Annotated in this window: 19 protein-coding genes, 1 tRNA gene and 1 pseudogene; 9 read left to right on the top strand and 12 right to left on the bottom strand. The window is 72.0% G+C overall.

From position 1 onward, the window contains the following. The 3 genes and pseudogenes from ACRDSK_RS09605 to ACRDSK_RS09595 all read left to right on the top strand — a co-directional run. Nucleotides 1-313, top strand: a pseudogene (locus tag ACRDSK_RS09605) (hypothetical protein); the annotation flags it as partial. 3,854 nt (nucleotides 314-4,167) lie between these two features. Next, entirely contained in the window at nucleotides 4,168-4,563 is a 396-nt protein-coding gene (locus ACRDSK_RS09600; protein WP_431439644.1) for a hypothetical protein, read from the top strand. A 936-nt stretch (nucleotides 4,564-5,499) separates the two neighbouring features. Continuing rightward, complete coding sequence (locus ACRDSK_RS09595) at nucleotides 5,500-5,991, top strand: inorganic diphosphatase (RefSeq protein WP_431439646.1); 492 nt, start codon at nucleotides 5,500-5,502, stop codon at nucleotides 5,989-5,991. Between the two features lie 47 nt (nucleotides 5,992-6,038). Here the strand turns inward: ACRDSK_RS09595 and ACRDSK_RS09590 are convergent, their stop codons facing one another. Together ACRDSK_RS09590 and ACRDSK_RS09585 are read right to left on the bottom strand one after the other, a co-directional pair. Continuing rightward, a complete protein-coding gene (locus ACRDSK_RS09590; RefSeq protein ID WP_431439643.1) occupies nucleotides 6,039-7,706 on the bottom strand; it encodes an MDR family MFS transporter in 1,668 nt (555 codons plus the stop codon). Continuing rightward, nucleotides 7,706-8,230 (bottom strand): MarR family winged helix-turn-helix transcriptional regulator, encoded by a 525-nt coding sequence (locus tag ACRDSK_RS09585; RefSeq protein WP_431439642.1) that lies wholly within the window; start codon nucleotides 8,228-8,230, stop codon nucleotides 7,706-7,708. The genes ACRDSK_RS09590 and ACRDSK_RS09585 overlap by 1 nt, the downstream gene beginning before the upstream one ends. A gap of 246 nt (nucleotides 8,231-8,476) precedes the next feature. Between ACRDSK_RS09585 and ACRDSK_RS09580 the strand changes: the two genes are divergently transcribed. Beyond that, a complete protein-coding gene (locus tag ACRDSK_RS09580) occupies nucleotides 8,477-10,039 on the top strand; it encodes a family 10 glycosylhydrolase (RefSeq protein ID WP_431439641.1) in 1,563 nt (520 codons plus the stop codon). On the opposite strand, the gene ACRDSK_RS09575 is transcribed toward ACRDSK_RS09580, so the two are convergent. From ACRDSK_RS09575 to ACRDSK_RS09565, 3 genes are all read right to left on the bottom strand, one after another. Beyond that, nucleotides 10,032-10,571, bottom strand: coding sequence for a GNAT family N-acetyltransferase (locus tag ACRDSK_RS09575; protein WP_431439640.1), 540 nt, complete (start codon nucleotides 10,569-10,571; stop codon nucleotides 10,032-10,034). The genes ACRDSK_RS09580 and ACRDSK_RS09575 overlap by 8 nt on opposite strands. A 170-nt stretch (nucleotides 10,572-10,741) precedes the next feature. Then, entirely contained in the window at nucleotides 10,742-12,004 is a 1,263-nt protein-coding gene (glyA, locus tag ACRDSK_RS09570; RefSeq protein ID WP_431439639.1) for a serine hydroxymethyltransferase, read from the bottom strand. Nucleotides 12,005-12,047: 43 nt separating this feature from the next. Next, nucleotides 12,048-12,356 (bottom strand): hypothetical protein, encoded by a 309-nt coding sequence (locus ACRDSK_RS09565; RefSeq protein WP_431439638.1) that lies wholly within the window; start codon nucleotides 12,354-12,356, stop codon nucleotides 12,048-12,050. Nucleotides 12,357-12,386: 30 nt separating this feature from the next. Here ACRDSK_RS09565 and ACRDSK_RS09560 point away from each other — a divergent pair, with 30 nt between their 5' ends. The 3 genes from ACRDSK_RS09560 to ACRDSK_RS09550 all read left to right on the top strand — a co-directional run bounded on the left by ACRDSK_RS09560 (nucleotide 12,387) and on the right by ACRDSK_RS09550 (nucleotide 14,586). Next, entirely contained in the window at nucleotides 12,387-13,025 is a 639-nt protein-coding gene (locus ACRDSK_RS09560; protein ID WP_431439637.1) for a class I SAM-dependent methyltransferase, read from the top strand. 92 nt (nucleotides 13,026-13,117) lie between these two features. After that, entirely contained in the window at nucleotides 13,118-13,525 is a 408-nt protein-coding gene (locus ACRDSK_RS09555) for a hypothetical protein (protein WP_431439636.1), read from the top strand. A 2-nt stretch (nucleotides 13,526-13,527) separates the two neighbouring features. Further along, on the top strand, nucleotides 13,528-14,586 hold the full coding sequence (locus tag ACRDSK_RS09550; RefSeq protein ID WP_431439635.1) for a hypothetical protein: 1,059 nt from the start codon (nucleotides 13,528-13,530) through the stop codon (nucleotides 14,584-14,586). A gap of 6 nt (nucleotides 14,587-14,592) precedes the next feature. On the opposite strand, the gene ACRDSK_RS09545 is transcribed toward ACRDSK_RS09550, so the two are convergent. From ACRDSK_RS09545 to ACRDSK_RS09535, 3 genes are read right to left on the bottom strand one after another with little or no spacing between them, the layout of a single operon-like run. Beyond that, nucleotides 14,593-15,183 carry a DUF3558 domain-containing protein gene (locus ACRDSK_RS09545; RefSeq protein WP_431439634.1) on the bottom strand — a complete coding sequence of 197 codons (591 nt, stop codon included), beginning with the start codon at nucleotides 15,181-15,183 and terminating at the stop codon, nucleotides 14,593-14,595. Between the two features lie 48 nt (nucleotides 15,184-15,231). Continuing rightward, complete coding sequence (locus ACRDSK_RS09540) at nucleotides 15,232-15,606, bottom strand: hypothetical protein (RefSeq protein ID WP_431439633.1); 375 nt, start codon at nucleotides 15,604-15,606, stop codon at nucleotides 15,232-15,234. An 11-nt stretch (nucleotides 15,607-15,617) separates the two neighbouring features. Further along, nucleotides 15,618-16,040: an uL11 family ribosomal protein gene (locus tag ACRDSK_RS09535; RefSeq protein WP_431439632.1), complete on the bottom strand. Its 423-nt coding sequence runs from the start codon at nucleotides 16,038-16,040 to the stop codon at nucleotides 15,618-15,620. A gap of 254 nt (nucleotides 16,041-16,294) precedes the next feature. Between ACRDSK_RS09535 and ACRDSK_RS09530 the strand changes: the two genes are divergently transcribed. Then, nucleotides 16,295-17,074 (top strand): GNAT family N-acetyltransferase, encoded by a 780-nt coding sequence (locus ACRDSK_RS09530; RefSeq protein ID WP_431439631.1) that lies wholly within the window; start codon nucleotides 16,295-16,297, stop codon nucleotides 17,072-17,074. Here ACRDSK_RS09530 and ACRDSK_RS09525 read toward each other — a convergent pair. From ACRDSK_RS09525 to ACRDSK_RS09510, 4 genes are all read right to left on the bottom strand, one after another. Next, nucleotides 17,058-17,579, bottom strand: a complete 522-nt coding sequence (locus ACRDSK_RS09525) for a gamma carbonic anhydrase family protein (protein ID WP_431439630.1) — start codon at nucleotides 17,577-17,579, stop codon at nucleotides 17,058-17,060. The two genes, ACRDSK_RS09530 and ACRDSK_RS09525, sit on opposite strands and share 17 nt — an antisense overlap. Before the next feature lie 14 nt (nucleotides 17,580-17,593). Next, the gene (locus tag ACRDSK_RS09520) at nucleotides 17,594-18,739 is read right to left on the bottom strand and encodes a serine hydrolase domain-containing protein (RefSeq protein ID WP_431439629.1); all 1,146 of its coding nucleotides are present in this window, start codon (nucleotides 18,737-18,739) and stop codon (nucleotides 17,594-17,596) included. A gap of 2 nt (nucleotides 18,740-18,741) precedes the next feature. After that, nucleotides 18,742-19,818, bottom strand: coding sequence for a threonine aldolase family protein (locus ACRDSK_RS09515; RefSeq protein WP_431439628.1), 1,077 nt, complete (start codon nucleotides 19,816-19,818; stop codon nucleotides 18,742-18,744). Between the two features lie 149 nt (nucleotides 19,819-19,967). Further along, nucleotides 19,968-20,044, bottom strand: a tRNA-Thr gene (locus ACRDSK_RS09510). 110 nt (nucleotides 20,045-20,154) lie between these two features. Here ACRDSK_RS09510 and ACRDSK_RS09505 point away from each other — a divergent pair. After that, nucleotides 20,155-22,179, top strand: a complete 2,025-nt coding sequence (locus ACRDSK_RS09505) for a hypothetical protein (protein WP_431439627.1) — start codon at nucleotides 20,155-20,157, stop codon at nucleotides 22,177-22,179. The last annotated feature ends 105 nt before the right edge of the window (nucleotides 22,180-22,284 follow it).

Genomic DNA, 22,284 nt, shown 5'->3' with positions numbered 1-22,284 from the left:
CCCGGCGAATCAGGCCGAGTCGGCGTCCTCGTCCCCGTACCACCATCGGCAGGAGGCCCATCCGGCCGCGCCGGCGGCCGCCCCGGCGAGTCGGGGCGAGTCGGCGTCCTCGTCCCCGTACCGCCATCGGCAGGAGGCGAATCCGGCCTCGTTGGCGTCCGCCCCGGCCGCCCAGGCGAATCAGGCCGAGTCGGCGTCCTCGTCCCCGTACCACCATCGGCAGGAGGCGAATCCGGCCGCGCCGGCGTCCGACCCGGCCGCCCAGGCGAATCAGGCCGAGTCGGCGTCCTCGTCCCCGTACCACCATCGGTAGGAGGCGAATCCGGCCGCGCCGGCGCCCGATCTGGCCGCCTAAGCGAGCCCGGCCGCATCGGCAGCTTCGTCGGCGAACCGCCATCGGCGGGAGGCGATCCCGGCCGAGTCGGCGTCCGCCCCGGCGAGTCCGGCCGAGCCGGCGTCCTCGTCGGCGAACCACCGTCGGCAGGAGGCCCATCCGGCCGAGCCGGTGTACGCCCCGGCCGCCCTGGTGAGTCCGGCCGCGGCGGCGTCCTCGTCGGCGAACCACCGTCGGCAGGAGGCCCATCCGGCCGAGCCGGTGTACGCCCCGGCCGCCCTGGTGAGTCGGGCCGCGGCGGCGTCTTCGTTGGCGAACTGCCGTCGGCGGGCGGCGTCTGCCGGGGCGACTCCGTTGGCGCGGGTGCCGACTGCTGGCGGGGCTTGTCGGACGGTGGCTCGGTCGGCGCATGCGGCGGCCGAGGCGCATCGGGCCTGGTCGTCGGCGGCTGAGTCTGCGTGTCGCGGTCGGCCGGCTTGGTCTCCGGCCGGCGTGGCGCCGGCGGCGCATAGCGATCGGGCGCCTCGGCGACCTTGCCGCGCGGCGAGTCCGGCGCCTGTCCCGGCGGAGTCGGCCGATCCGTGTCGGGCCGGGTGTCGCCAGGTGGCGTGCGCCGCTCGGTTGGCTCCGCGACCCGACCACTGGGCGCGGATCCGTCCCGCTCGGCGGGCCACCCGATCGGCGGCCGCAGCGTCTGCCGCTCCCCGGTGGGCTGCGAACCGACGAACCCGTGCGGCGTGATCCCCTTCTTCTCCGGAGGCTTCTCCGGAGAAGTGGGCCGCCGCGGTTCGGCGCCAGGTGGTGCCTCGCCCGGCTTCGACGGAGCGGGCCTTTCGGCCTCAACCGACCGACCGCGAGCAGGTTCATCAACCGGCGCCCCGGGCCGCCGCGACTCCGGCTTCTCCGGCGCGCCAGGCTTCTCGGCAGGCGGCCGCTCAGCCACCCGCCCACGCGGCGAATCGGCCGGCTTGGGTGGCTCGGCGCCGCGTTCACCCGGCGGCGTCCGACGGTCTGCCGGTGCACTCGGGTCCGCGACCGGCGCACCGGGCGTCCCCGGCCGAACCTGAGGCGGCGCCGGGCGGCGATCCGCGGGTGCGCCCGGCTCGGCGACTCGAGCGTCGGGCTTCTCGTCCGGGCGCCGCGGCCCCGTCGGCCGCTGCCGAGGCGGTGGCGCCGGGGCTGTGGGCTCCGCGACCCGCGCACTCGGCGAATCGGGCGGAGCGGGACGGTCAGGTGGCGCCCCCGGCCCGGTGACGCGTTCACCCGGCGCGGGCCGACGCTCAGGCGGCGCACTCGGCTCGGCAACACGAGCACTCGGCGAATCCGGCCGCGGCGCGGGCCGATCGGTAGGCGCAGTCGGCCTGGTGGGGCGCTCGCCGGGCGGCGTCTGGCGGTCAGGGGGCGCAGTCGGCCCGACGATGTGTGCGCCGGGCGGAGGTGATGGCGTGAGCCCCTGGGTGGGTGGGCGCCGGTCAGCTACCGGAGCGCCGGGAGGGGAGTCCGGGGGTGCGGGGCGACGGTCGCCTGGTGCGCTCGGCTCGGCCAGGCGCCCACGCGGCGGCTCGGGCGGTCGCTGTGGCTCAGGACGCGGCGGCGCGGACGGCGGTGTACGGCGATCAGCCGGCGCGCCCGGCTCGGCAACACGCCCACTCGGCGGTGCGGGGCGATCGGTGGGCGCGCCAGGTTGCCCCGGCCGCGTGGAGCGATCCGGTGGCGCGCTCGGCTCCGCGACGCGCCCCGCCGGGGCAGGGCGATCGGCAGGTGCGCCCGGCCGTCCGGCGCGGTCATCGCGCTGGTCCGGTGGCGTGCGGCGATCACTCGGTTCAGGGGCGCGCTCGGTCGGTGGTGGGGTGCGATGGTCCGCCGGTGTGCTCGGCTCGGGAGCGCGTTCGGCTGGCTGCGGGGGGCGGCGATCGGTCGGCTCGGCGCTGGGCGGCTTGGGTTGATCGGTGGGCGCGCTCAGCGGTGGCCCACTCAGGCGCAGCGGTTTCGGAGTGGGGCGGTCTGCCGGGGTGCTCGGGTCGGCCAGGCCGGCCTTCGGCGGCTCGGGCGGTCGGCGCCGGTCGGCCGGAGGCGCGGGGGTGCCGGACGGCGGCGTTCGACGATCTGCCGGGGCACTCGGGCCGGCCAAGCCCGCGTTCGGAGACTCCGGCGGACGCGGCGCCGGAGTCCCGGACGGCGGTGTACTGCGTTCCGGCGGGGCACCCGGACCGGCCGAACCTGCCTCGGGCGACTCGGGTGGACGCGGCGTCTGCGGGGCACCCGGGTCGGCCAGGCCTGCGCTCGGTGACTCGGGTGGGCGCGGCGTCGCAGATCCGGACGGCGGCGTGCGCCCGTCCGTTGGCGCGCTCGGATCCGCCAGGCCTGCTCGCGGCGGCTCGGGAGGACGCTGGCGCTCAGCCGGAGGCGCGGGCGTGCCGGACGGCGGCGTACCGCGGTCCGGCGGGGCGCTCGGTCCAGCCAGGCCTGCGCTCGGCGACTCGGGTGGGCGCGGCGTCGCAGATCCGGACGGCGGCGTGCGCCCGTCCGTTGGCGCGCTCGGGCCGGCCAAGCCTGCCTTCGGCTCGGACGGTCGCTGCTCGACCGGCGGTGTACGGCGGTCCGGCGGAGCTTCTGGGTCCGCCTTCGGGGGCTCTGGCGGACGCTGCTGGTCTGCCGGGCGCGGCGTGGGGGTGCCGGGCGGTGGCGTTGGGCGATCTGGCGGGGCACTCGGGCCGGCCAAGCCCGAAGGCGGCGTCGGTGGTCGCTGCTGCTCAACCGGCGGCGTGCGGCGATCCGGTGGGGCGCTGGGGTCGGCCAAGCCCGACTTCGGCGGCTCGGACGGACGGGGCGTCGGCGTCTCTGGCGGTGACGTGCGCCGGTCGAGCGGGGCACTCGGCTCGGCCGGGCCCGCCTTCGGCGACTCGGGTGGGCGCGGCGTCGGAGATCCGGATGGCCGTGTCGGGCGAGCCGGCGGAGTACTCGGGTCGGCCAAGCCCGAAGGCGACGTCGGCGGTCGCTGCTGCTCAACCGGCGGCGTGCGGCGATCCGGCGGGCCAGCCAGGCCTGCCTCTGGCGGTTCGGACTGTCGCGGTGAACCGGGCGGCGGGGTGCGTCGGTCCGGGGGTGCGGTCGGGTCGGCTACTCGGGCGTTTGGCGCACCCGGAGCCGTTGGCTGCGGTGGGGCGTGCGGCCGGGGCGGGGCCTGCCCTTGGGGCTCGGCGGTTGTTCGGCCTTGTGGTGAGTCTGGGGTTGGCTTGTCCGGTGGGCGTTGTCCCGGCCGCGCCGGAGGCTGGGCGGAACGGGACGGCTCGCCGGGCGGTGCGGTTTGGGGCCGGTCCGGCGTGCGGGGTGGTGCGAACCAGGAGCGTGCCCCCGGCGGACGCTGCTGCGTCTCCGGGGCGGACGACGGCGCGACGACCGGCTCGAACAGCGACCGCTCCGACGGCTCGTACTCCGGCGGCTTGTGCGGCTTGCTCGAGCGCTTCGGCAGCTCGATGCGACCCACCGGCGTCGGGCCGCTTGGCTCGGTCTTCTTGGCGCCCGGTTCGGCCTTGTCCGAACCATCCTTGGCAGCGGCCGTCTTGTCCGCTTCTGGTTTCGCGGCTGGGGACTTCGGCGGCGCGGGCTGGGGAGATCGCTGGTCGGCTTCCGGAGCGGTGCCGTCGGTTGGCTTCGCCGGTTTCGGGTCGGTGGGCGGCTTGGCCTGCGATTTCTCCGGCGACTTGGCGGCTGGGCTCGCCGCCGGGGGTTCGGGAGTCTGTGCGGTGGGCCTCTCCGGGGACGGCTTCGAGGGCTCGTCCGCCGGCTTGGTTTCCGCGGGCTGAGCTGTCGGCGGCCGTTCTGGTGACTGGGTGGCCGACTCGGGTTCCGGCTTCGCTGACGCGGACTCCGTGAATTTGGCCGTTGATGGAGCCTCTGCCGACTTGTCCGGTGGCGAGGATTTCGTGGCCGGGCTCGCCGGTGACGGCTCCGAGGGCTCGGCCGGTTTCCGCGGCCGGCCTTCCCCGGCGGGCTTCGCCGCGGGGGCGGCAGGCCTTGCCTGCTCCGGTTCGGAAGACTTGCTGCCTGGACTCGCCGGGGGCTCTTTCGCGGGCTGGGTGTCGGGCTGGGCCGGGGATGGCGTCGACGACGTGGCCGGCGAGCCAGGTTCGGGTGCGGTCGCGGGAGGCTTCGCCGACTGGCTCTCCGGAGACTTGGCCGCCGGGGTCGGCTGGGCTGAGGCCTCGGCGGAAGCCTTCGGCGACTGAGGTTCCGGAGACCTGGCGGGACTCGGCTGCGATGAACCCGCAGACTCCGCCGGCGGCTTCGGCGACCGGCCTTCCGGGGCCTTGGCCGGACTCGGCTGGGGCGAGGCCGGCGCTTTCGGTGGCGGCGCCTGCGCAGACCCGGCCGGACTCGACTGGGACGGGCCCGCAGAGGTGGGTGACTTCGGCGGCTGAGCCTGTGCGGGCTCGGCGGGCGGCGTCGCCGCTGGCGACGCCGGGGAATCGGCGGTGGGCTGTGGCGGCTCGGCCGACTTCACGGCTGAGGAGGACTCCGGCGGGCTCGGCGGCGACGGTTGCGATGCCTTGGCCGCGGAGCTCGACCGAGGTTCGGCCGGGGGCTTCGGCGACTGCGGTTCCGATGACGCGGCGGGCTTCGCCCGTGGTGGTTCAGCGGACTCGGCGGACGGCGTCGGTCGGCCAGCAGGGTCGGGAGCCGGCTTCGGTGACGGTTGTTCCGAAGTCTGCTTGGCCGCAGGTGAGGCCTGCGACCGGCTCGCCCCGGAGGTCGGGGATTCGGCTGCGGGCTCTGGCGTTTCGGGCGGCTTCGCCGATGGGCTCGCCGGAGCGGTTTCCGAGGCGGCCGGCTTCGGCTTCGAGCTCGTGGAGGCAGGTTCCGGTGACTTGGCGGCCGGCTGCGCCGCAGGTGACCTCGGCGATCGAGCATCCGATGCCGGCGCCGCGGCAGTGTCAGCCGAGGCCGAGGCGGCGGGGACCGGGCGGGTCAGCTGTTTGCCCTGCTCCAAGTCGGCGACCGGCCAGCTTGCGGCTGCCCGGGGGACGTCCCCGGGCGCGCTGCTGTTCTCGTCTGCGGGCCTTAGCTCGTCCCCTGGGTGCGGCACGTGCCCTCCACGTCGTCTTGCTGGCGGTGCTCCACACTAATGGGCAACGCGGCACTACTGGACCGGAGTGAGGAACGGCGTGGAGTTCGACGTCACGATCGAGATCCCCAAAGGGGTGCGCAACAAGTACGAGATGGACCACGTGACCGGCAGAATCCGGCTCGACCGGACCCTGTTCACGGCCACCCAGTACCCCGCCGACTACGGCTTCGTCGAGAACACCCTCGGTGAGGACGGCGATCCGCTCGACGCACTCGTGCTGGTCCAGGAACCGACGTTCCCCGGCTGCCTGATCAAGTCGCGCGCCATCGGCATGTTCCGCATGACCGACGAGAAGGGCGGCGACGACAAGGTCCTCTGCGTGCCCGCCGAGGACCCGCGCACCGAGCACCTCCGCGACATCCATCACCTTGCCGAGTATCACCGCCTCGAGATTCAGCACTTCTTCGAGGTCTACAAGGACCTCGAGCCCGGCAAGAGCGTCGAGGGCGCCACCTGGGTCGGCCGCACCGAGGCCGAGGCCGAGATCGTGCGCTCCTACCAGCGGCTCAAGGACAACCCGCAGCACTGAGCGGGCCCCGCGCGTCCGAAGACACGCGGGGCCTTCACTCCCCGGTCTCAGCGCACCGCCGCCGGAGCCGCGGCCGCCTCGTCCTCAGCGGCCCGCTGGATGCCCGACTTGTCGGACAGCGGCACCTCCTTGAGGAACCAAATCAGCACGAACGCGACGAGCGTCACGAAGCCACCGACCATGAACACCGTGTCGATGGAGTCCGCGAACCCGGTCAGGATCGGCCTGGCCAGCGTCGGGTCGAGCGTGTTCAGGAACTCCGTGTTGTTCAGGTCCAGGCCCCCGCCCTGCAGCCGCTGGGCGAAGTCCGGATCCTGCCGCAGCGCCACGGCGAACGCCGGGTCGGTCCGCACGCTCGCGAACGCCGCCGCGATCTTGCTGCCGACCACGCTGAACAGGATCGACAGGAACACCGCGGTGCCGACCGTGCCGCCGATCGACCTGAAGAAGGTCGCCGACGACGTCGCCACGCCCATGTCCTTGGCCTGCACGTCGTTCTGGATCGCGAGGATCAGGGTCTGCATGCACAGCCCCAACCCGACACCCGCGATCGCCATGACGGCCATCGTCTGCCACATCGGGGTGTCCACGCCGATCTGCGCGAACAGGAACATGGCGGCCGAGACGATCGCGAGCCCCATGACCGGGAAGCGCTTGTACCGCCCGGTCTTGGAGATCAACACACCGCTGCCCATCGCCGCGACGAGGATGCCCGCGGTCATCGGCAGGGTCTGCAGGCCGGACTCGGTCGGCGTCGAGCCCTTGACGATCTGCAGGTACAGCGGCAGCGACATCATCATGCCGAACATCCCGATGCCCATGACGAAGTTGATCACGTTGGTCAGCGCGAACACCGGCCGGCGGAACAACCGGATCGGCAGCAGCGCCTCGTCGCCCATCGCTCGTTCCACGAACACGAACGCGGCGATGCCCAGCGCGCCGATCCCGTACATGGCCAGCGCTGCGGCCGAGCCCCAGCCCCACTCGCGGCCCTGCTCGGCCACGATCAGCAGCGGCACCAGCCCGACCGTCAGCGCGGCGGCGCCCCAGTAGTCGATGCGGTGCAGGACCCGCTTGTGCGGCACGTTCAGGAACTTGGCCACGACGATCAGCGCGATGATGCCGATCGGCACGTTCACCAGGAACACCCAGCGCCACCCGTCGATCCCGGCGAAGGTGCCGGCACCGGCGAAGAAGCCGCCGACCACCGGGCCGGCCACGCTGGAGATGCCCCAGATGCCCATGAAGTAGCCCTGATAGCGACTGCGTTCCCGCGGCGACACGAGGTCCGCGATGATCGCGAGCGCCAGCGACATCAGGCCACCGGCACCGAGACCCTGCACCGCGCGGAACGCGGCCAGCTCGTACATCGAGTTCGCGACACCGGACAGCACGGAGCCGACCAGGAACAGCGTGATCGCGGACAGGTACATCGGCTTGCGCCCGAAGATGTCGGACAGCTTGCCGTACAACGGTGTGGAGATCGTCGAAGTGATCAGGTAGGCGGTGGTCACCCACGCCTGGATGGTCTGGCCGTGCAGCTGGTCGGCGATCGTCTTGGTGGCCGAGGCCATGATCGTCATGTCGAGCGCGGCCAGCAGCATGCCGAGCATGAGCCCGGCGAGCACCGTCATGATCTCGCGGTGCGACAGCGCACGTCCCCCCGTGGACGGTGCGTCCGCCTCGGGCGCGGTGCGCGAGGCCGATTCGGACATCAGTTCTCCCCTTCGGAACGCGCTTTCACGCATTCGTTCATCAACATCGGTAGAGCGCGTTCGTGGTCTGCGACGAAGCGCTCGAACAACTCCAGGAAGCGGGCCACGTCGTCGGGATCCCACTGCTTGACCACCTGCGCCAGCGCGAGCCCCATCCGCTTGCGCTGCTCCGCGAGCATCGCGAGACCGCTGTCGGTCGGCGCGAGCACGCTCGCCCGCCCGTCCTCCGGGTCGGCCCGGCGTTCGACGAGGCCGTCCCGAACCAGCGCCGCGACCTGCCTCGACACGGTCGACGGGTCGGAGTACACGGCCGTGGCGAGCTCGCTGGACCTGCTCGGGCCATGCATCACCAGGGTCTTGAGCAGGATGATCGTCGAGCGGTCGACGCCGCCGCCCTTACTCATCCGGTGAGCCAGGCTCGCCTGCTGCTTGCCGAGCGTGAACATCGCCCCGGCCAGCCGGTGACCGCTCTCGATCTCCCGCTCGGTCAGCGCGGCGGGCGCCTCCCTCTCCGGTGCGACCACGACTGCTCAACTCCCCTTGCTTGCATCACCCAATTAGTTGGTCGATACAAGCATGCACCTGGTCCGGCGAGTTCGCAAGCGAGATCATCTGTGACCCGGATCCCACGCTACGCAGACTGACCTGCACAAACGACCGCAAGCGGACATACCGCGCGAACCGATTCGGTGAACTATTCCGGCGACAGGCTTCTAACTCGTGAGGTTTCCACGGTTTACACCGGGGTGGTCAGGCGAGAGACTTCACGAATGCGCCTCCGCCGCCTCCTCGGTGCCGTCGTCGTCGCCGGTGCCCTGCTGGCCGTTCCGGGCGCCGCGGTGGCGGAGCCCTTCGCCGACCCGGCGGCGCCCGCCGGCTGTCCCGCCCCCGACCCGGCGACACCCAAGCAGCAGCTGCGCGCCGAGTGGATCGCGAGCGTGACCAACATCGACTGGCCGTCGCGCCAGGGGCTGTCCGCCGAGGAACAGAAGGCGGAGCTGCTGCGCTGGTACGACGAGGCGGTGGAGCTCGGACTGAACGCGGTCGTGGTCCAGGTCCGGCCGACCGCGGACGCGTTCTGGCCCTCGCCGCACGAGCCGTGGTCGGTGTGGCTGTCCGGGCAGCAGGGCGTCGACCCGGGCTACGACCCGCTGGCGTTCGCGGTGGCCGAGGCGCACGAGCGGAACCTGGAGTTCCACGGCTGGTTCAACCCGTACCGGGTGTCGATGAACACCGACGTGAACCAGCTGGTGCCCACACACCCGGCGCGTGTGCACCCGGACTGGGTGATCCCCTACGGCGGCAAGCTGTACTACGACCCGGGCCTGCCGGAGGTCCAGCAATTCACGATCGACGCGATCATGGACGCGGTGCGGCGGTACGACATGGACGCCGTGCACTTCGACGACTACTTCTATCCGTACCCGGTGGCGGGCGAGACGTTCGACGACGCGGAGACCTACGCCGAACACGGCGGCGACTTCGACGACATCGCCGACTGGCGCCGGCACAACATCGACACGCTGATCTCGGGACTGTCCGCCGCGATCCGCGCGGAGAAACCAAACGTGACGTTCGGGGTCAGCCCGTTCGCGATCTGGCGCAACTCGTCGACCGATCCTTCTGGATCGCCGACACAGGGCGGCGTGGAGACCTACGACGACCTGTACGCGGACACGCGCAAGTGGGTGCGCGAGGAGTGGCTCGACTACATCGCGCCACAGGTGTACTGGAACATCGGGTTCGAGGTGGCCGACTACGCGAAGCTGGTGCCGTGGTGGTCGTCGGTCGTGTCCGGCACCGACGTGTCGCTCTACATCGGACAGGCGAACTACAAGGTGGCCGACCCCGCCCAGGGCCCGCCGTGGCACGACCCGAACGAGATGAGCAAGCACCTGACGTTCAACCGGTCGCACCCATCCGTCGGCGGGGACATCTACTTCTCGGCCAAGCAGGTCCGGGCGGACAAGCTCCAGCACATGACGATCGTGAAGCGCGACCACTACGGGCAGCCGGCGCTGTCCCCGGTCGCTGGGCGGTTGGCGCGTCCTGGGCCGCGGCCGCCGGTTCTCGCTTCCGTGGCTCGGACGGACGACGGGGTGGCGCTGCACTGGAACCGGACGGACCGACGGTCGGTTTCCCATGCGGTGTACCGGGTTCCCGGCCGCTACGACCGGTGCGCGCTCGTCGACGGCCGTCATCTTGTCGGCACCGTTCGCGGCGGGTCCTTTGTGGACACGTCGGCCCCGGCCGGGCGGTTCACCTATGTGGTGACAGCGCTGGACCGCGCGCACAACGAGGGCCGGGCGTCCGCGCCACGGGTCGTCAGGTGAGCGCTTCTCGCTGGTAGTACAGGGTGTCCTCGAAGTCGGGCACCGAGTCGATGAGGTGGAAGCCGGCCGACTCGGCGCATCGGCGGCTGGCGACGTTGTCGGAGTCGATGCCGAGCACCCAGAGCTCGATGTCGGCGACGTCCGGGTGTGCGAGCACGGACTCGATGGCGGCGCGGCCGTAGCCCCGGCGCCACCGCGCGGGATCGACGACGTAGGCGAGCGACATGGTGCGGGCGCTGATCTCGCCGGTCAGCGGCTTGCCCTCGCCGTGGTAGCGGACCCAGCGGTCGTAGACGTCACCGCCGAGGTACGCGACGGGAGTGCCGTCGGCGTCGTCGGCGAGCCAGCCGTGGGAGCGCAACACCCGGCGGCCGCGGAACTCCCCCGCCGGCTCGTCGCGCAGCCTCAGGGCTCGGTGGATCCAGAAGCGCCCACCGAGCCGGCGGTCGATCTCGGAGTCGTCGAACCAGTGCTCGATCTCGCAGGCCCCGGCCTCGGTGAGCGTCCGCAGGACCAGTCGATGACGGCCCATCCGTCGCCCTTCCTGACCACGACCTCGCGCGCACACACGCGTGCAGTAACCCACCTACAAAACGCCCCCACCCTCTCCGGGGGCACCCCATGGGTCCAGTCTATCGGTGGGGGCTGACGAACGGGGCGAGCTCGCGTCCGTTGTGGACAACTGCCCCGGTTGTGGACAGGTTAGCTCCAGCCGGGCATCGGGTATGCCGACAGGGCTTCGGTGACCTCCGTGGCGATCTTGCCGATCGCCGTGTCGTCGGCCTCGTTCGCGGCCTTGACGGCTCGGTCCATCCACTCCGCGACCTGCGGCATCTGCGCCACGCCCAGGCCTCGCGTGGTGATCGCGGACGTGCCGAGGCGGATGCCGGACGGGTCGAACGGCTTGCGGGGGTCGAACGGGACCGTGTTGTAGTTCAGCTCGATGCCCGCCCGGTCGAGGGCCTGCGCGGCCGGCTTGCCACCGATCCCCTTGTTCGTCAGGTCGACCAGGATCAGGTGGTTGTCCGTCCCGCCGGAGACCAGGTCGAAGCCGCGCTCCAGCAGGGCGTCGGCCAGCGCCGCCGCGTTCGCCACGATGCTCGCGGCGTACTCGCGGAACTCCGGCCGCGCGGCCTCGGCGAGCGCGACCGCGATCCCCGCGGTCGTGTGGTTGTGCGGCCCGCCCTGCAGCCCCGGGAACACCGCCTTGTCGAGCGCCTTCGCGTGCTCGGCGTCCGACATCAGCATCGCGCCGCGCGGACCGCGCAGGGTCTTGTGCGTCGTCGTCGAGATGACCTGCGCGTGGCCCACCGGCGACGGGTGCGCGCCGCCCGCGACCAGGCCGGCGATGTGCGCGATGTCCGCGACCAGCACGGCGTCGACCTCGCGGGCGATCTCCGCGAAGGCCGGGAAGTCGATGGTGCGCGGGATGGCCGTGCCGCCACAGAAGATCAGCTTTGGCCGCTCCGCCAGGGCCAGCTCGCGCACCTCATCCATGTCGACGCGGCCGGTGTCCTTGCGCACGCCGTACTGCACCGCGCGGAACCACTTGCCGGTCGCCGAAACGCTCCAACCGTGCGTCAGGTGGCCGCCGGCCGGCAGGGCCATGCCCATCACCGTGTCGCCGGGCTTCGCGAGCGCCAGGTAGACCGCGAGGTTCGCGGGCGAGCCGGAGTAGGTCTGCACGTTCGCGTGGTCCACGCCGAACACGGCCTTCGCCCGCTGGATCGCCAGCATCTCGACCTGGTCGATGAACTGCTGGCCCTCGTAGTACCGCTTACCGGGGTAGCCCTCGGAGTACTTGTTGGTCAGCACCGTGCCCGTCGCCTCGAGGACGGCGGTCGACACGTAGTTCTCCGACGCGATCAGCCGCACCTTCTCGAACTGGCGCCTCGCCTCGCCCTCGACGAGCTCGGCGAGCTCCGGGTCGGCCGCGGCCAGGTGCGGGATCGCCGGCTGGTGCATGGGTGCCTCCATCAACGCTGTCGTGGACCCGACCCGAAGCACACTATCCGTCCGCCGCCGCCAGCAACGCTCGCAGGTCGTGCACGAACCGGGTGACGTCGTCGCGACCGCCGAGCCGGGCGTCCGGCCACTCGCCGAACCGCGGCGGCCACCAGTACTCGCGCGGCGTGCCCGGGTAGCGCGGGACCAGGTGCTGGTGGAGGTGGTCTACCTGGTGGCCGACGACCATGGAGTAGACGTGGCCACTGCCCGGCGCGTCCGGCGACACGTGGGTCACGACGACCAGGTCGACCGCGCCGACCGGAGCCAACCCGGGGTTGCGATGCTCGTCGCACACGAAGCATCTCGCCACGGGCGCAACATACCGCTACCGTGCGCGCCCATGAGCGAGCCGGAGTTCGTGCGGCGGACCCGGAAGTCCTACGACGAGGTCGCGGAGGTCTACGCGGAGCGAATCCGCGACGAGCTCGCGGCCAAGCCGCACGACCGCGCCGTCCTCGGGGTGTTCGCGGAACTCGTGAAGGGGCCGGTCGCCGATGTCGGGTGCGGTCCCGGGCGGGTGGCCGCGCACCTCGACGGCCTCGGGGTCACGGCGTTCGGCATCGACCTCGCGCCGGGGATGATCGCGGTGGCGCGCCGGCTGCATCCGCGGCTGCAGTTCGAGATCGGCTCGATGCTCTCGCTGCCCCTCGACGACGGCGCGCTCGGCGGCATCGTGGCGTGGTACTCGATCATCCACGTGCCGGACCCGCTGCTGCCCGACGTGTTCGCGGAGTTCCGCCGGGTGCTGGCGCCGGGCGGCTACCTGCAGCTGGCGTTCCAGGTCGGCGACGAGCCGCTGCACCTCACGGGCGGCCCCGTGATCTCACTCGACTTCCACCGCCGCCGCCCCGATCGGGTGGCGAAACTGCTGGACGAGGCCGGCTTCACGGAACGCGCCCGACTGGTCCGCCCCGCCGACGAGGACGGCCCATACCCGGAGCGAACGCCGCAGGCCTTCCTGCTGGCACGAGCACGGTAGTCGCCCGACCAGCCCCACGACGCGTTGCCGGCGTGACATACTGCCGCGGGGATGCGCCGATTGGCGCAGACTGGGGACTCTGGGGAGAGTAGATGTCGACGCCTGATGGCGGCATGCCGAAAGCTGACTACGCGATCCAACCGAAGGACGTCGAGGACGGAATCCGGCGGTTCCTGGCGCCGGTGATCAGTGGACTTCACACCAGCCGGGACTCGTTCGCCGCCGCGCACGGTGAGGTCGAGGCCGGGCGCGGCGACCCGGGTTCGGGCTGGGTCGGCGGTGAGGGGAACGGTGACGTTCGGGCGGCGAGCGCCGCGTTCCTCGATGTGGTCGCCGCGCAGCTGGGACCGCTGAGCGACGAACAGGCCGAGATGGTCACGTCGCTGGAGGAGTACGAGGCGGGGCTGCGCGGGCACATCGACTGGATCCGCACCACCGAGGACCGGATCGCCAACCGGTTCCTGGAGATCGAGCGCGACCTCGACGAGCGGGAGTGGTGACCATGGCGCTGCCCCCTGGTCGCGACGCGGTCTCCGTGCCCGGCTTGGACGACGCGGTCAACCCGCAGCTCACCCGGGCGGCCGGCGAGGTCGGCGCGTGGATCGAGTACCTGCTGCGTCCGGAGGACAACGACGGCCCGCGGGTCTACCGGTCCCGGTTCGACGAGGGCGACAACCCGTTCCCCCGCCGCAACGAGGATCTGGACAGCAAGAGCCACGAGTTCGAGACCGTGTCGATCCTGGCCGACTACGCCAACGATCCGGACGCGCTCCTGCGGCCGGTCCAGGCCATCGCCGGCCTGCGCCACGACGTCATCGGCGCCACCTACGACAAGCTCCTCGACGGCTACTTCACCTGGAGCACCAACGACACGGATCCCGGGCCCGAGGCGATCGACGACAAGACCCTCCGATACTTCGAGATGAACTCGGCGCGCATGGACTGGGCGCAGATGCGCACGGGCTGGGTAGGCGCCGAAGCCAACGCCGCGTACATGTACGAGAAGGGCTTCATCAGGTTTCAGTTGGTCAACGAGAACTGCCTGTACATCATCGCCGAGCACCTGGCCAGGTACTCAGCCATCTTCGACAAGGCGGGCCGGGACCTGCTCGAGTTGATGGACGCCTTCACCACGGAGTGCGCCAACTACGAGCCCACCGGCGGTGGGGACCTGGCACTGGACGTCATGTCGATCGTGGTCGACGTCATCATCGGGGCCACGGTCACGGTGCTCACCGGCGGCATCGGCACGACCGCCAAGGAGCTTCTCAAGGGCGCGGCGTCCACGGCACTCAGCAACGGGATGCACCAGGCCGCAGCTGAGAAGAAGGAGAAGCACCTCACGCTCGACAAGCACTACGACCTCCGCGACACCACGCGGCAGTACCTGGAACGAGTCGAGGCGATCGAGCGCGAGGTCGCCGACGCCGTCAACGGACTGGCTGGTTCCCTTCGCCGGTTGGTGGCGCAGAAGCGTGAACTTCGCGAGTACGAGACCGACACCGTCGGCGGACCCAAATCCACCAAGCTCCCGCACCCCGCCGACTTCATGCCAAAGTAAGAGAACTCACCGGTCGTCGGTGATGGTCGACAGCACATCGGCGGCGATTCTCTTGGCCAGTCCGCATTCCGAGCTGCCGTCGGTGTCCTGCGAGACCACGGAGAAAAACAGCAAGTCGTTCAGCCCGACCGCGTAGTAGCAGGACGGCGGGCCGGGGGGAACGTCGCTCTTGTTGGACAGGTACGTCGAGACGGCGGGGAAGCCGTCCAAGACCTGCGGTTCCCATCGTGTACTTACCGACCGGGTCCGGTACAGATCTTGGAGGCCCGCCCAGTCGGTGGCGTAGCGCACGCTGACCAGGCGGTCGGCCCTGCGGTAGCGGCATTCCGAACCGCTCACGTCCGACACCTCGGGCTCGCCACTGTCCAGTTCGAACTTCCGCCGCTGCTCGGCCGTGAGGCTGGTGCAGGGCTTCTCGATGAACGCCTTGGGAGTGATCGGGTTGGGCACGGCAGGCGCCTTGTCCGGATCGTCGGGGAAGCTCACCGTCGCGCTCGTGGGCGCCGGGTCGGCACCCTCCCCGCCGTCGCATGCGACGAGGGAGAAAGCGAGCACTATCGCCGCGGAAGCCGCCGCGGCGCGGTGCCGAGAAGCCATTCGAATCCCCCAGGTTTCATCGAGCCGCGGGTTGAAGTGTATCGGGATTCAGGCTCGCCGGTGGTTCGAACGGTGACGCCCGCACCAGCGGCGGGTTCGGCCGTTCGTGCGGTCCAGGAAAGGCTCCGCACACGTCTCGCAGCGCTTGACGCGCGACCAGCCGGCCACCGCGACCAGCGCCACGAGGCCGGCGGCCGCGGTGGCCAGCTCGTCCGTCCGATCCGACGCGGTCACGTGCACCACCCGCCAGCCGTCGCCCACCGCGGCCAGGCGCGGGCTCACGCCCAGCCCGGCGAGCAGCGCGTTCAGCCGCGCCGCGGCGGTCGGCTCGTCGGGCAAGGCGGCGACCACTGTGGACAGCCCGGACGTCAGCTGGCGCTCGGTCGCGGCGAGGGCCGGGTCGAGGGTGCGAAAGGGTGGCACCGCGGCGGGTCTCATTCCGTTATGGACACTCCCATCGAGCGTGCCGTGCCGGCGACGATGCGCATCGCCGCGTCGACGTCGGTCGTGTTGAGGTCGGGCAGCTTGCGCTCGGCCACCGCGCGCAGCTGGTCGCGGGTGAGGCTGCCGGCGCCGTTGTGGCCGGGCGTCGACGATCCCTTGCCGCCCAACGCCTTTCTGATGAGGGACGAGGTCGGCGGGGTCTTCAGGCGCAGCTCGAACGTGCGGTCCTCTAACACGGTGATCACCGCGGGCACGGTGTCGCCCCGCTGCCCGGCGGTCGCCGTGTCGTAGGCACGCTTGACCTCGACCAGGTTCACGCCGCTCTGGCCGAGCATCTTGCCCAGGTCCATCATCGGCGCGTCACCGGCGGGCATCTCGATCGTGACCCGGAACGTCTGCTTCTTCGGTGGCATGCAGCCGAGGCTAGGAATTGACGTAACGTGAAACTCAAGCGCGATTTCGCGAGCGGCCAGCCCGCGGCCGTACTGGACGTCGGCGGCGCGCTCGGCGCCCAGCCTCGCGGCCCGACTGTCCGATCCGGACGGTCGGGCTGGTGCTGGAACTCACGCGCGCACCGAATGCGAGCCGTCGACGCTCGGGGCCACCGCGCACGTGCTCGTGGCCGCCCGCCGGTAATCCGCTTGCCCGGGTGTGCTGGACTGGCGCCATGGATCGGGAGGCCGTGCTGGCGGCGTTCGACGAGCAGCTACGCAACTCGGTCCGGCCGAGCCTCGGCGGCGGCTGGTTCGAGCGAGCCGGACACGTGATCCGCTGTGTCAGCCCGTCGCCGCGCGGGTGGAACGGCGTGGACTGGTCCGACCTCGACGAGACGACCGCCGACGCGGCCATCGCCGAGCAGGTCGCCTACTTCGCGAGCCGGGGGCGCTCCTTCGAGTGGAAGTTCTACGCCCACGACAAACCGGACGATCTGCCCGATCGGCTGCGCGCGGCGGGGCTCGAGCCCGAGGTGGCGGAGGCCCTCATGGTCGCCGACACCGCGTCCGTCCCCGCCGACCTGCCGGCACCCGAGGGCATCGAGCTGCGCACCGTCACCGACGAAACCGGCCTGGAGCACGCCCTGGTCGTGCACGACGAGGTGTTCGGCGGTGACCATCGCCCGATGGTCGCCGACCTGCGCGAGCGACTGCGCTCGGACCCGAACGCGCTGGCCATGGTCGTGGCGACGGCCGGCGAGCAGCCCGTCAGCGCGTCGCGGATCGAGTTCCACTCGGGCACCGACTTCGCGAGCCTGTGGGGCGGCGGCACGCTGCCGGGATGGCGCCGGCGCGGCATCTACCGCGCGATGGTCGCCCACCGCGCCCGGCTGGCCGCCGAGCGCGGCTTCACCTACCTGCGCACCGACGCCATGCCGGCGAGCCGCCCGATCCTCGAGAAGCTCGGCTTCACCCGTCTCAGCACGACGATCCCGTTCACGTCACCGGCTTGATGCCGTCGCGGTGGCGGCGCGCCAGGTCCTGGTAGATCGACGGGTTGCCGTCCACCCACAGCTTGGCGTCGCCGGACAGCGGGACGAACTTCTTCGCCGGCGAGCCGTAGGCCACGGTCTCCGCGGGGACCGACCAGCCGGGTGTGACGGTCGAGCCGGCCGCCACCATCGCGCGGTCGCCGATCACCGCGCCGTCGAGCACGGTGGCGCCGTTGCCGATCAGGGCCGCCGCGCCGATCGTGCAGTGGTGGATCATGCACAGGTGTCCGACGGTCGCACCCGGGCCGACCTCGCAGGTCCCCTCCCCCACGTGGATCACCGAGTTGTCCTGCACGTTCGCGCCGGCGCGGATCACGATCGCGCCGAAGTCGGCTCGGAGCACCACGCCGTACCAGACCGAGGCGCCCGCCTCGACGAGCACGTCGCCGACCAGCGTGGCGGTCGGCGCGATCCAGGCGTCCGGGTGGATCTTCGGGCTCTTGCCCTCGAAGGCGAACAGCGGCATGCCCACACCGTAGGTCAGGCCGCCGCGAACACCGCCTCGACCAGCGCGGACGAGCGCGGGTCGACCATTCCGCCGGGCAGCATCTGGTTGACGACGTAGCCGAACGCCACGCCGCGCTCCGGGTGCGCGAAGCCGACCGAGCCGCCGAGCCCGTAGTGCCCGAACGACCCGGGCCCGGCCATCGGGCGCAGCGGGTAGCTCAGCTGGAAGCCGAGGCCGAACCGGCTCTCGATGCCCAGCACCCGATCGGTGCCCTCGGCCTGCGGCGTGGTCGCGGCGGCCAGCGTCTCCGGCGCCAGCAGCCGCACACCGTCGATCTCGCCGAGGCACGCCGCGTACATGGTGGACAGTGCGCGGGCGGTGCCCATACCGTTCGCGGCGGGCATTTGCGCGGCCCAGGCAGCACGGTCGTTCATCACCGCGAAGACCTGGTTCGGGACGAAGAAAGCCTTGTGCGCCAACTGGTTCGGGTCGAGCATCAGCGCGGTCAGCGGGTCCGGCGGGGCGCCCGGCGCGGGCGGCGGCGCGAGCACGAGCGGCGCCACGCGGTCCATTTCGGACTCCGGCAGGCCGACGTGGAAGTCGATGCCGAGCGGCCCGGCGATCTCCTTGGCCAGCAGCTCCCCCGGCGTCAGCCCGGTGATCCGGGACAGCACCTCGCCGACCAGCCAGCCGTAGGTCATCGCGTGGTAGCCGTGCGCGGTGCCCGGCTCCCACACCGGCGCCTGCGCGGCGAGGGCGTCGACCATCGGCGTCCACCGGTAGGCGTCGACCATGGGGATGACCGGGTCGACGAACGGCAGACCGACCTGATGGCTGAGCAGCCAGCGCACCGGCACCGCCGCCTTGCCGGCGGCCGCGAACTCCGGCCAGTAGGCGGCGACCGGCGCGTCGAGGTCGAGCTCGCCGCGTTCGACGAGGCGCAGCGCGCAGATGGCCAGCGCGCCCTTGGTCGCGGAGGCCACCATCTGCAGCGTGCGGCGGGTGTAGGGCTCGTCGCGTGCGGGCGAGACGAGCCCGCCGACCAGGTCGACGACCTCCCGCCCGCCGACCCACACGCTGCACGCCGCGCCGATCTCGCCGTGCCGGGCGAAGTTCGCCTCGAACACGTCGCGCACCCGCTCGAACCCGGCCGCGACCGTGCCGTTCACCTCGACCATGGTCAGCCATCCTTCTCGGCGCGGGTGACGAGCTCGCGGACCAGCGCGGCGACCTCGTCCGGGGTGAAGTGCATGCCGTTCTCGCCGATGCTGACCTCGAACTTGCAGCGGTCGGGCAGCGGGTCGGTCTGCGCGCGGAGGAACAGCTGCACGCCGCGCTCGGTGATCATGTCCTCGCTCGCCTGGCCGGCGGCGGCCGGCGAGACCGGCAGGTGCACGTGGAACATCGGCGTCAGCGGCGGGTCCGGCCGAACCGAGGCGACGCCGTCGGCTGTGAGCGCCGCGGCGACCGCGACCGCGTGGTCGCGGAAGGCGGCCTGCCGGTCCACCATGGTGTCGAGGCCGATGAGCCCGGCGACAGCGAGCGGCCAGGCGTCCGGAATCGCGCCCCCGAGCCGGCGCCGCCAGGTCTCCGCCTCGGCGATGACGTCCGCCGGGCCGGCCAGCACGGCGCCGCGGATGCCTTCGAGTCCTTTGTAGAGCGAAACGTAGACGGTGTCGAACAGGCCGGCGATCTCGGCGTGCGGGCGGTCGTAGTACGGCTGGGCCTCCCAGATGCGGGCGCCGTCCAGATGCGCGGCGGCGCCCTGCGCGCGGGCCCAGCCGACCTGCGCGACGAGGTCGTCCCAGGTGGGCAGCAGACCGCCGAGCTCGCGCTGCGGCAGCTCGATCAGCAGCGCGGCGGGCCGCTCGCCGACCGCCTCCAGGTCGTCGAGGGTGAGCAGCGAGTGCCGCTCCCCGGCGGCGACGAAGCGCAACCCGTGAACGGCGGCGTACCCGCGCTCCTCCCAGAGGTCCAGGTGGTTCAGCGGATGAGCGACGAACGCGCGGCGGCCGGTGCGCTCGGCGTGGATGCGCAGCACGGTCTGCTGGGCCATGGTGCCGCTGGGGAAGAAGAGGGCGCGCGGCTTGCCGAGGAGCTCCGCGAGCCGGTGCTCCAGCCGCGCGGTGGGCGCGTCGTCGCCGTAGAGCTCGGTGTCCTCGGGCAGCCAGTCGAGCATCCGACGCAGCATGTTGGCGGGCTTGCGGCGCAACGGGGCGTGGCTCACCAGGGAGCGCCGGATGGCCTTCTCGTTCATGGCCTCCAGTCTGCTCGCTGTGCGAGGCCGCCCGGGCTGTCCGTGTCCGGTGGCCCGGCAAGTCCTCACAAAGGCAGCCGCAAAGACACTTCTGGCCCCAGATCCGGTCCCACGAATGGGGCGAATCTGGGGCCATCAGGCTTCTGACCTGGAGCCGCCTGTCGGAATCGAACCGACGACCTGCTCATTACGAGTGAGCCGCTCTGGCCGACTGAGCTAAGGCGGCGAAGCGGGATAAGTGTAGCTGGCGGCCGGCCGTCACCTGCAGGGCACCGGCGTCGTTAGGGAGTCGGACACAGGTCGGGGACCGTGACTGCATTGAGGAGGCGCCGGCCGATGCGTGGACGCTTGACCGTCACCACGGCGTTGCCGCTGGTGGCCGTTGTGCTTGCGCTTTCCGCGCCCCCGGCGGTCGCGCAGCCGGTGACCACGCCGGTTCCGACACCGAACGACCCCAACTCCCCGCCCATGTCCGCGCCGGTCGGGCCGGCGCCCACGGCGCACGCCGTCGGGGACTCCGGGACCGGGCTCGGGATCATCCGGATCCTCCCCAACTCCGCGCCCACGCGCGCAATCGCGCCGGGAGCCGAGGACAAGCTGCCCAAGCAGGCCGCGGCCGAGTTGGGCTTCGGGCTCGCCACGGCGCAGGCGAACTCCGAGTCCTTCCTCGCGTTCGAGCGGGCCGTCGCCGAGGCCGCGCCCGGCGGGGTCGCCATCCAGGGCGCCAGCCCCCAGGCGCCGGGCGCGCTCGCGCAGACCGCGCCGCCCAACAACCCGCAGCCCACGACCAGCGGGCTCGAGCTGCCGTCGACCCCACTCGACGCGCTGATCACCGCTCGCGGGCTCAGCGGGCAGGTCCACGCGCAGTGGGACGACCAGCTCGGCCCGTGCGTGGACACCATCTCCGACGCGTCCACCGAGGTCGGCAGCTTCTCGGCGGTCAACGCCATCCCGACGCTCCCCGACGTCGCCGACCTGTCCGGCGTGCTCGACTCGCCCAAGCTGACCGCCCGGCAGGACAAGGCCGTCATCGACGGGCTCAAGCAGCTCGCCGGCCCGCTGAGCACGCTCGGCGGCGTCCTCTCCGGCGACTCGAACCCCAAGGCGGACGGCACCGGCTCGCTGCTCAGCCTTCCGAACACGCTGTCCGCACGGTCGACGGTCCGGCTGGTCGACATCGAGGGCTCGAAGAACAAGGCAGTCCAGTCGACCTCGACGCTCCAGGTGGCGAAGCTCCGCCTGCTCGCCGGCACGCCGTTCGCGATCGAGATCCGCGTGGTGAGCCAGCCGACGCTGCAGGTGACCTCGACGGGCGACCCGGACTCCTCGACGGTCGAGTACACCGCGCCGGTGCTCGAGGTGTGGCAGGGCGGCAAGCGGCTCGGCGGCCTCGACGCGGCGAACCCGAAGCTCGACGTGCCCATCGGGCTGCCGCTGCCGGACGTCGCGGGCGCGAAGGACATGCCGATCATCGGCAACCTGCTGGCGAACGGCCGGCCCTTCACGGACGCCCTGCGCAAGCTCGACCTGGGCGTGCTCCGCATCGGCGTGGCGCAGCTCGACGAGCGCGGCGCGGAGATGACCGACCCTTTCAAGGGCTACCAGCTCGGCGCGACGGCGCGGATGCTCGACCTGCAGGTGCTGCCGACCTCGGCGCTGGGCCTGCCGAACCTGCCGTCGGCGCTGGCGCAGGTGTCGCTCGGCGAGCAGGTGGCGCGGGCGTACGCGCCGACGGGCGGAGTCGTGTGCGCGCCGCCGTCGGACAACCCGTCGCCGCCGCCGACGCCGGAGCCGCAGGGCATGAAGCCGCCGCCGGGCCTGGCCTACACGACGATGGCGTACAAGACGATCCCGATGTTCTGGACCGGCACGGCGATGTTGCTCGTCGGCGTGGTGCTGGTGGCGGCGCTGCCGAATACCGCGCGGCGGCCGCGGGTGTACGCGCCGGTTGGCGGAGTGCGGCCGATCGGGCTGCCTCCGGACCGGGCGGCGAAGGACGACCGGGAGCTCAGCGCCGCGGTCGAGGACGATCGAGAGCCCGCCACGGCGAAGGATCGCGAACTCAGCACCACAGCGGACTCGGCGCCTGCCGCGGCGAAGGACCGTGAGCTCAGCGCCACCGAGGACGACCGGGAGCTGGTGGCCGAGGCTGGCTCGACTCCGGCTGAAGCCACGGAAGGCGTCGATGCGGAGAGCGCCACGGCGGAGGTCGACAGCGAGCCGGTGGCTGCCGCGTCGCCGGAGTCCGAGGCGAGCCCGGAACCGACCGAGGCCGACGCCACGGGCGAGGAGAAGCCACAGAGTGGGCCTGCGACGGAGCGGCGGTTGCCGTTGATGCCGAAGAAGCGCCCGAAGAACTAGCCGGGATGTGGGGCCGCCGCCGTGCTGGCGGCGGCCTCCGGCCCCCGATTTCCAGCCTAGCGACGAGGGCTGACAATTCGGGTTCGGCTATCCACAGGGCAAATG

Origin of the sequence: Actinophytocola sp. (genome assembly GCF_050699915.1) — a bacterium.
GTDB lineage: Bacteria > Actinomycetota > Actinomycetes > Mycobacteriales > Pseudonocardiaceae > Actinophytocola.
The sequence above is the reverse complement of the archived record's forward strand: the minus strand, read 5'-3'. Positions and strand labels throughout refer to the sequence as shown.

Bases quoted from the DNA above. Each gene is read 5' to 3' on its own strand.
- ACRDSK_RS09590 (WP_431439643.1), bottom strand. From the start codon at position 7,706: ATGTCCGAATCGGCCTCGCGCACCGCGCCCGAGGCGGACGCACCGTCC.
- ACRDSK_RS09580 (WP_431439641.1), top strand. From the start codon at position 8,477: ATGCGCCTCCGCCGCCTCCTCGGTGCCGTCGTCGTCGCCGGTGCCCTG.
- ACRDSK_RS09575 (WP_431439640.1), bottom strand. From the start codon at position 10,571: ATGGGCCGTCATCGACTGGTCCTGCGGACGCTCACCGAGGCCGGGGCC.
- glyA (WP_431439639.1), bottom strand. From the start codon at position 12,004: ATGCACCAGCCGGCGATCCCGCACCTGGCCGCGGCCGACCCGGAGCTC.
- ACRDSK_RS09560 (WP_431439637.1), top strand. From the start codon at position 12,387: ATGAGCGAGCCGGAGTTCGTGCGGCGGACCCGGAAGTCCTACGACGAG.
- ACRDSK_RS09555 (WP_431439636.1), top strand. From the start codon at position 13,118: ATGTCGACGCCTGATGGCGGCATGCCGAAAGCTGACTACGCGATCCAA.
- ACRDSK_RS09550 (WP_431439635.1), top strand. From the start codon at position 13,528: ATGGCGCTGCCCCCTGGTCGCGACGCGGTCTCCGTGCCCGGCTTGGAC.
- ACRDSK_RS09545 (WP_431439634.1), bottom strand. From the start codon at position 15,183: ATGGCTTCTCGGCACCGCGCCGCGGCGGCTTCCGCGGCGATAGTGCTC.
- ACRDSK_RS09535 (WP_431439632.1), bottom strand. From the start codon at position 16,040: ATGCCACCGAAGAAGCAGACGTTCCGGGTCACGATCGAGATGCCCGCC.
- ACRDSK_RS09530 (WP_431439631.1), top strand. From the start codon at position 16,295: ATGGATCGGGAGGCCGTGCTGGCGGCGTTCGACGAGCAGCTACGCAAC.
- ACRDSK_RS09525 (WP_431439630.1), bottom strand. From the start codon at position 17,579: ATGCCGCTGTTCGCCTTCGAGGGCAAGAGCCCGAAGATCCACCCGGAC.
- ACRDSK_RS09520 (WP_431439629.1), bottom strand. From the start codon at position 18,739: ATGGTCGAGGTGAACGGCACGGTCGCGGCCGGGTTCGAGCGGGTGCGC.
- ACRDSK_RS09515 (WP_431439628.1), bottom strand. From the start codon at position 19,818: ATGAACGAGAAGGCCATCCGGCGCTCCCTGGTGAGCCACGCCCCGTTG.
- ACRDSK_RS09505 (WP_431439627.1), top strand. From the start codon at position 20,155: ATGCGTGGACGCTTGACCGTCACCACGGCGTTGCCGCTGGTGGCCGTT.